Raw genomic sequence first — 7,830 nt, forward strand, 5'->3', positions numbered from 1 at the left:
GCTATCGGTTAGTTGGTGGTGTAATCCTAGAGAGGAAAATTGCTGGTTGCCTCTCCTTTTGCAATTGGGTTGCAGTGCATATATACAAGGGATAGGGTTTAATTTGTATATGTACAAATGTTTTGCTTTTCATTTTAGTTCATCGTTTATACCTACGTCCAAAGTCCATTTGTGTATGCGCAGGTCATTCACTCTTCCCCTGCCAACTGCACCATCACCGGCTCATCATCGCCACTTACCAGCAACGCCCGTCCCGGTGGTTGCTCAAACGTGCGCTGGTCGGTGAGTGGCAGGTTTAAACCCAGCAATCGCGTGCCGGTGTCATAGCGGCCCGGCCAGAGTATAATGCCATTACGAGCACTGTCGAGTGCTCGGAGCAGCGGATCATCGGCATAACTTATCGTGGCAGCAATTAAAAGGTGGAACGGTTCGTCACCGGTTTGCGCCAGCTCTACCAGTTGGTTGAATACATTGGGGGTTGGACTATAACTCTGCGTGAAGTGATCTCGCCATCGCTCGCGGCAGAGATGATAATCATCAATAATGATCAAATATCGTTCGGTTGGATGATGACGTAACTCGGTTAGTTCGACGCTAAAAGCGATGAGACCGGCTTCATCAGCGATATAACGCACTGTTTGTGGTACGGTGCGCAATTGACTGAGACTGCGCCGTGGCCCATCGATAATGATCATGCGCACGGTTGCTTCCGTTTGAACTTCGTGGGCCACGGTAAGCAGCGTGCTACTCTTACCACTTCGGCGTGGCCCGATAATAAGTGCGTGGGGTGTTGCTGAGCCGAGGTGTAGGAAGGCCGGACCAGGTGGTTCTGCCGACCAGCCACAAGGTATGATCAGACCGACGTCACCTCGTCTGACTGTCGGTAATTGTTTACGTGACAATCGCTCGGGGAGGATTGCTAGCGGTGGCGGTCCGCTACAAGCCGATGCAAGACCGTTCATTGCTGCTACCTGCGTTCGAATTGCATGGGTGATTTCGCGACTATCACTACTGTCGCCCCACTCTTCTGGTAATCCAACTTGTAGTTCTAGCAACCCCTCATCGTTGTGCAGCCAATAACCCCGTCCTGGTGTTAATGGGGGTAGTTGGGTTGCCGGTCGAATCCCAAAAACGTCGGTGTAATCGTTGAGTTCAGGCATCCGCAACGCTACCCGCTGCTCGAATTGGGCGGCCAAGCGGTATGGCAGGTCTGATGCTCGCTCAGCACTGATGATGATGTGTAATCCAAGGTCGCGTCCATGACGGGCAAGCCGTACCAACTCCACCAGATCACTTTCTCCATAGGTGTCACGCAGCTCATCGCGCACTGCTGCTATGCGGTCGATGGCGAGGAGCAATGGTGGTCCCGGTGATTGCCCGGCAGCAACCCGTGTTCTCCGCTCGCGTAGATGGTTGTCGAGTTGACGGAAGAGTGCGAGCAATGCTTCTCGCTCGAATGGGCGCACAAGTGCTCCGACATGCGGCAGACCGGTGAGTGCATTGAGCAAGCGACCATCGCCATCGATCAGGTAGCACCAGAGAGCGTCGGGTGGTAATCGAGAGGCTAGATCAAGCACGATCCGGGTCAGAGCGACGCTTTTACCACTTGCCGGCCCACCAAAAATGACAAGATGACCGGCTTTCAGATCGATAAGTAGTGGTGTTTGTCGGGTTTGTTGGGGAATATCGAGTAATCCAATCGCGACTTGTAGGCCACTGGCCGGTGCGATTGTCGTCAAACGCGCTGGTAAGGGTGGTTGCCAAATCGGTGATGGTTTCCAGTTCAGCGCATTGAGATACACTTGACCGGCATTACACAATTGTCGTGTGACCGTCTCGAGATCACTCTGACCATTAGCTTGTGTCGTGAGCCGAGCAACCTGGACCAGTCGTGCTTCGCTGCCACTCCGCATATAGGCGCGGCCCGGTAATTGTGGTGGTAAAAAAGCCGCATCAGGTCGTTGTAGCATTTCACGACTGTCTTCACTGCTCCCAAGACGCAGCGCTATGAAGTAGCTCAATTGACTACGGATTTCATCACTTACGACGCGCGCCGGTTGTTGGGTTGCAATCAGTAAATGGACGCCTAGTGAGCGGCCTTGCTTTACGACGCGGACGAGAGCACTGACAAAATCGGGACAACTGCGGGCCATTTCGTCGAATTCGTCAAGTATAATCAGCAAATTAGGCAATGGTTCTAGCGTATATTTGTCGGCTAAGGCTCGATAATCGGCGATATTTTCAACATGCACACCGTAGGATTCGGTGACGGTGCGTAACATCGTTTTGCGTCGTCGCAATTCGCTCGTGATAGCTGCAATTGCACGGGTTGCCATCCTGCCGTCAAGATCGGTGATAAAGCCGGTGGTATGCGGCCAAGGAGCGAAGGGTGCAAGCGCAGCGCCACCTTTAAAATCGATAAGTAGTAAGTTCAACCGATCTGGACCGTGGGTTACAGCAAGGGCAGTGATAATACTCTGTAGCAAGACACTTTTCCCTGCACCGGTGGTGCCGGCAATAATCCCATGGGGGCCGTGTTGTTGTTCATTAAGATTGAGGTGTAATGGCTTTCCATCACCAACCGATCCAATAGGAACGTCGGCACACCAGGCATTGGTCGGTAATTCTTGCCAGCGTGTAGGAACAGGATGGTTAGCGCTGAAATACTCTGCCAGCAAATCGAGCAATCGCACGTGGCGCGGTAGATTTTGTCCAACGCCGACCTCGTTGAGACGTATTGTCGCCAGACGACGGGCTAGCTGTTCGATCCCACTGCGATCTAACCGATCGGGCTGGAAGGGGGTTGCAGGCCATGCTTCGCCGGCTCGTGTCCATCGTCCTATCCGTTGATCGACTTCTACCATTGCTGCACAGTGCTCTGGCATATTGGCCCAATCGTCAGTCAGGACGACAACTATGATGCCGTATGCTCCACCGTCACGCAGCAATTGACCGAGAGCAGTATGTACGGTAACTAACCCTGCACCATCGACGATAATCAAGATAGGTAAAGAGTTAGCCGACGCCAGTTCACGTCGTCGGCTCAATTCATCGAGTAAGAGGGTCAGGAGACGTTCGATGGCTGCCGGCTCTGTCGCTGCCAATACCCGTCCGGTTGCAGTTTCGTCGGCGAGTTGGGTGTGGGGTAGGCGTACTATCCATTGCCAGTCGGGAGCAGCAGGGGGTGTTGCAATCAGAGCGATCCGCAGTTCAGAGGGAGCATGCAGAGTTGCTGCCTGTGCTAGTAGGGCATAGGCCAAACCTAAAACAGCAGAGCGTGGTCCGGCAATGCCTAATGAACCGAGCTGACGTAACGGCAGGCAGATCGGTACGTGCTGGAGATGGGCATATTCGGCGAGCAGGTGATCGATCCGACGGTCGGCCGGTGTACCTGGTGGAATCACAGCTCGGCTAGCCGCAGGTAACATTCCGCTACCCAATCGCAACTCTAGCGCGTCATCATCGTGTAGGCGTCGTTCCCATAAGCGTGGTTCAGGTGTGCGAAGACGTTCGCCCGCACCGGCGATCTGTAATAGCTCGACCGGATCAGGTGCAAGATAGCGTCGGGCGGCTCGCTCTGCTTCGTGTAGTCGGCGGAGACGGGAGCGCGCGGCTGCGAGGCGATCACTGAATAGCGCCTCTTGTTCGGTGTGTGCTTGGGTGTTACGCCGTGCCGACTCTCGCTCGTGGAAGATCGTGACGCTGCCACTCAATAACGCCAACACTAATGCCGGCAGCGACATAAGCCACGAGCCGTGACCAAACCAAGCACCGGCACTAAACATGAGCGCAGCAATCACCGGCAACAATGCCTGTAACCAGATCGTGGTCGTTCTGGACGGCGGTGGGGTTGGTGGGGTTGGTAGTTCCACCGTCTCGGCGTGCCAACGCGGTCGTAAGCGTGGTGGCCGATTAAAATGACTGTAGTTGTCCGGCATTGTTCGCTACCTGCTAACGTTGTTGTTGTGCGAGACGCTCTTGTTCGGCACGAATGTGATTGATCCGATCTTGTTCAGCGCGGGCGCGATCACTGGCCTGCGCGATAGCATTTGCCACCTGTAAGCATCGTTCACGTAACCGGATGGACGCGGTCTGCATAGTCGCATAGCGTGCTAGCCATTCTTGTTGGCGCGGTCCTTCCCAGCTACCGAGCAATTCGGTAGTTGCTCGTGCGCGGCGGTTTGCTGCCGAGTCTATTTCACCGGCTAACCGGCGTAATGCCCCAATCGCATCGTTAGCGGCTCCCCAATCCCAATACACGTCGTGCGGCCCTGACATTGTGGTTGCCTCCTCTTAAGCCGAAAGTGGAGGTGCTTCCGGCCACTCAATCTCAACGGCGGGTGGTTCGGATAGGATCGGGATCGGTAGTAGCTCGAACTTCATCGGATCGATGGTAAATGGCATCGTTTGTACCTCGTCGGGTAGACGGGTATAGTCGAATGTTTCGTAGGCGCTATGCGCAACGCTAGGTTGATCGATAGTTTGATTGTTTAAGGTATACACGTTATCGCGATACCGCAAATCGTCATGTCCGGCGCCAACCGCTTTTGCCAACGCATCGTCGCTATCAACATAGTGACGGACTGTGACGGCTTGAGCATTGATTGAGGAAGGTACGTCACTCCATTCACCTGCCGGACGAACGGCACCTAAGGTAGTAACGCTGGCTAATCGGATGTTGCGTTGCGCCAATGCGGTCTGTACCTGCGGATCGTTACTTAGCAGGATGCACATGCCACCGCCCATACTGTGCCCGGTAAGGTGAAGGGTACTACCTTCCGGCAGGTTCTCAATCACGTAGAGAATCCGGCTACGTACTGTCTGGTAGTAGGCATTTTCTGCGACGTACTCTTTGCCCTCAGCAGTGTTAATGACCGAAACAAGGCCGTTCGTGCCATACGCCATATTGTCCAGGTTAAGACCACTGATTCCAACAACATATTCTGTTTCGCCGACCCGAGCAGCGCGCACCTCCTCGCCGAGGTACGGACTGATCAGGCTGTGGGCATTGGCCTGCAATGCAGCCGGCGTGATCTGATAGGGCTGAGTGGGATCAAGATTACACTCAAGCGGTGGAAAAACGGCTGTTGCCGAGACGTGACCATCTGGTTCGGCGTCTGGACCGGTTGTTGAGCGAGTCAATGGACCGAGTGATAAATTCATCCGGGCAGCATAATTAAGCTGCTCGAGCCGAATAGCGAGTTCGCGAATTTTATCCGGGGGTAGGTTCTCAAAAGCATTGATCCAAAGATCGTTTTCGAGTATTGCCAGTACCTCAACTGGATTAGAAACAGGTAGGCTTGGTCGCAGGCGATCAAGCTGTCCACTAGCTAACATTGCGAGTAAGGGAGAGGAAAGGATTAGCGTGGTTGCTAACGCACTGTATGGCCCCAGCCTCCATTTGAGAGGCTGCCAATGCTGGGCGAAACTGGTCACGATAGGCAATATCGTGTACAACTGTTGGTATTGCCCCACAATACTCGCACGCCGTTGAATCTGCTCAGCGAGATGTGAGAGAGACGGAGGTAAGTTTGTGACCAACCCCAAATCGGCGATAGATACAGCGAAATGTCCCAACGAGCTGAAGGGGAGCGGCATAAACCGCGTCAACCACGCGATAGTGTGAAGCGGAGGCAGCCCTAATGTGGTAATGACCTCCAAGTGACCTATCGTGCGCCAGATGTAATAGCGATAGGGTACCGCGGCAAACGTATCCCAATGGTGTTGCCAGGCTAAGAGTGACGGATAATACAACAGTGCTTGCCGGTGAAGCTGTTGTCCAAATGCGCCAAACAAATGTCGTATGGTCGTTCCGGTCAGTACCGACCAAGAGCGTGACAAATGCAAGGTTGGTTCAATCACTCTGCTGAACCACCCTGAAGTTGTCAGGGACGTGCGAAGTTGTGGTTGCCAACGTGTCGGAGAGCGTAGCTCCCAGATAACACGCAATGCCATCCTCGCACCGAGATCGAACGCCGTCCAGGCAAGTCGATGAGGTGACAGCATTGGTTGACGGCTATTGCCAACGATGATAGTTAGACCGTTACTCAGGGTCCTGACGTGCAAAACACCTTGATCTGCCGCCTCTAATCGGTCAGCCGTCGTGCGCACCCAAGCTGCCAGATCACCGATCGAGCGATAGTGTGCAAACAACTCGTCGGTCAATCCATGCACTGCGGGAACACTGTATTCACGGCAACGAGACTGAAACCGATTAAGTATCGTTGAGAGATGGCCGGTTATTGCTTGCAAATGGTCGAGATCGGTAGTGACAACCGTAGCAAACCGGCGTAAATGCTCTGGAATAGCAGCGACGGTATTCATGCGGCCTCGCAGATCCAAGCCCCAAACTCATCTACCCGTGAACGTAAACCCTTGACGCCAACCGGCCACAGTGCCATGAGATCGGCATGCTCAGGTGCCGGGGCAGCCCACCAACCACCGTAACGTCCGGCGATAACCAAAGCACCGCGCGCTTCAGGCTGAGGTTGTCGCATATGCCGGATCGCGGCTAGAGCGTAGCGCGAGGGTTTTGGGCCGATAGTCTCAACCAACTTCTGGGCTATCGCCAATGAACTACCGTATTTCTGTAACGCCCACACGGCCATTTGGAGGTCGTTGTGATGCAGCGCATTAAACGCGGTCAACACCGCTTCACCATTCAAGAGCACAGGTGTTTCATTGTCCGGTTCGCGGAAGTTCGCCGGTGCGAGCAGATCAAGCATTGTGTCGGTCACTTGCTTTGCATCGCTGATTGCCTGAAAACGGTGTACATCTGGTAAAGGACTGCTGTGGAGAACGAAGCGCTGACCAAACCGACTAATATGACCAAGGCGCGTGGGTGGACCGCTGGCGACGATAAGTAGACTGTCGGCGAGTGCTACTGTGCGCAGGAGCGTGGCAAGCTCAGGGTGGGGTAACGGTGGCTCCCCAGATTCTGGTGATAAGGTCAACAAATCACGTGCAGCGAGACTACTCATTGCGGTATTCAACATGCCTTCGAGCAGTGGACGTTCGGGCAGAGTACCTTGTCCGAGCGAAAAGGGGCGTGGCAACTCGAGTAACCCGAGCAACAACAACAACTCTGCGTGATTGATTTGGAATATCGATGTCATCCGTCTTCCTCCATATCAAATACTTGAACAGAAGCCGGCAGAACGAAACCTGCCGGCTTCAGCTTGTGTTTATTGACCACCGGCCTGCATAATGTTTTGGTTAATCTGAGCGACTTGCCGGCGCAACTCTTCAAGTGAACCCTGAATAGCCAACAACTTCTGATGCGTCTCAGCCCAATGCGATCGGAACTGAGCGGCAAGGCGTCCATCCCAGTTGTTAGGATCTGAAAGAACCTGCCCTTCACGGTTCAGATCGCTAATTTGCTGCAGCAGTGGCCCTTGTACAATCCGTTGAAACCGTTCTACCGCTTCTCGTGCAGTTGCCGTCGAGAGTACCCGGTCACTCATTGTCAACCTCCTTTCGATAGGACGAAGAACACCTGGCATATATAAAACCGTTGCAACATGCAAAAAGACTCGCGAAAATTGTCGGCAATCTTCGAGACGACCGGTGATTGACCTCGATGGTTAAGATCGCGTTGTAATGAGACAAAACGTGATCGGAGGTATGCGCTTGACAAATCGGGAGGGATTCGCTATACTACGCAGCGTTGCAAGGGCAACGGTCTCACCACCGAGCGGCGGTAGACCTGACAACTCGCCAGGCGCGCAGTCGCCGACTAGGGTCACACATCCGTGGCGCTAGTTTTTTCATCCCTTGCACCCCGCACCTTGACAAGCAAGCGTGGTGAACCAACGCGCACGTAGTCCATCT

The 7,830-nt window shown here is 54.0% G+C and carries 5 protein-coding genes; all 5 read right to left on the bottom strand.

Translation table 11 applies throughout. The annotated features are described in order from the left end of the window. Positions 1 to 188 precede the first annotated feature (188 nt). The 5 genes from AC01ZF_RS08290 to AC01ZF_RS08310 all read right to left on the bottom strand — a co-directional run bounded on the left by AC01ZF_RS08290 (position 189) and on the right by AC01ZF_RS08310 (position 7,463). A complete protein-coding gene (locus tag AC01ZF_RS08290; protein WP_428112924.1) occupies positions 189 to 3,938 on the bottom strand; it encodes an FtsK/SpoIIIE domain-containing protein in 3,750 nt (1,249 codons plus the stop codon). A 13-nt stretch (positions 3,939 to 3,951) separates the two neighbouring features. Then, positions 3,952 to 4,278 (bottom strand): hypothetical protein, encoded by a 327-nt coding sequence (locus AC01ZF_RS08295; RefSeq protein ID WP_428112922.1) that lies wholly within the window; start codon positions 4,276 to 4,278, stop codon positions 3,952 to 3,954. Positions 4,279 to 4,293: 15 nt separating this feature from the next. Then, a complete protein-coding gene (locus AC01ZF_RS08300; RefSeq protein WP_428112921.1) occupies positions 4,294 to 6,342 on the bottom strand; it encodes an alpha/beta hydrolase family protein in 2,049 nt (682 codons plus the stop codon). Then, positions 6,321 to 7,115: a hypothetical protein gene (locus tag AC01ZF_RS08305; RefSeq protein WP_428112919.1), complete on the bottom strand. Its 795-nt coding sequence runs from the start codon at positions 7,113 to 7,115 to the stop codon at positions 6,321 to 6,323. Before AC01ZF_RS08305 ends, AC01ZF_RS08300 begins: the two co-directional genes overlap by 22 nt. A 69-nt stretch (positions 7,116 to 7,184) precedes the next feature. Continuing rightward, positions 7,185 to 7,463 carry a hypothetical protein gene (locus AC01ZF_RS08310; RefSeq protein ID WP_015941204.1) on the bottom strand — a complete coding sequence of 93 codons (279 nt, stop codon included), beginning with the start codon at positions 7,461 to 7,463 and terminating at the stop codon, positions 7,185 to 7,187. Positions 7,464 to 7,830: the final 367 nt, after the last annotated feature.

Source organism: Chloroflexus sp., assembly GCF_056331925.1.

Excerpts from the sequence above, each read along its gene's own strand:
- AC01ZF_RS08295 (WP_428112922.1), bottom strand. The coding sequence starts at position 4,278 with ATGTCAGGGCCGCACGACGTGTATTGGGATTGGGGAGCCGCTAACGAT.
- AC01ZF_RS08290 (WP_428112924.1), bottom strand. The coding sequence starts at position 3,938 with ATGCCGGACAACTACAGTCATTTTAATCGGCCACCACGCTTACGACCG.
- AC01ZF_RS08310 (WP_015941204.1), bottom strand. The coding sequence starts at position 7,463 with ATGAGTGACCGGGTACTCTCGACGGCAACTGCACGAGAAGCGGTAGAA.
- AC01ZF_RS08305 (WP_428112919.1), bottom strand. The coding sequence starts at position 7,115 with ATGACATCGATATTCCAAATCAATCACGCAGAGTTGTTGTTGTTGCTC.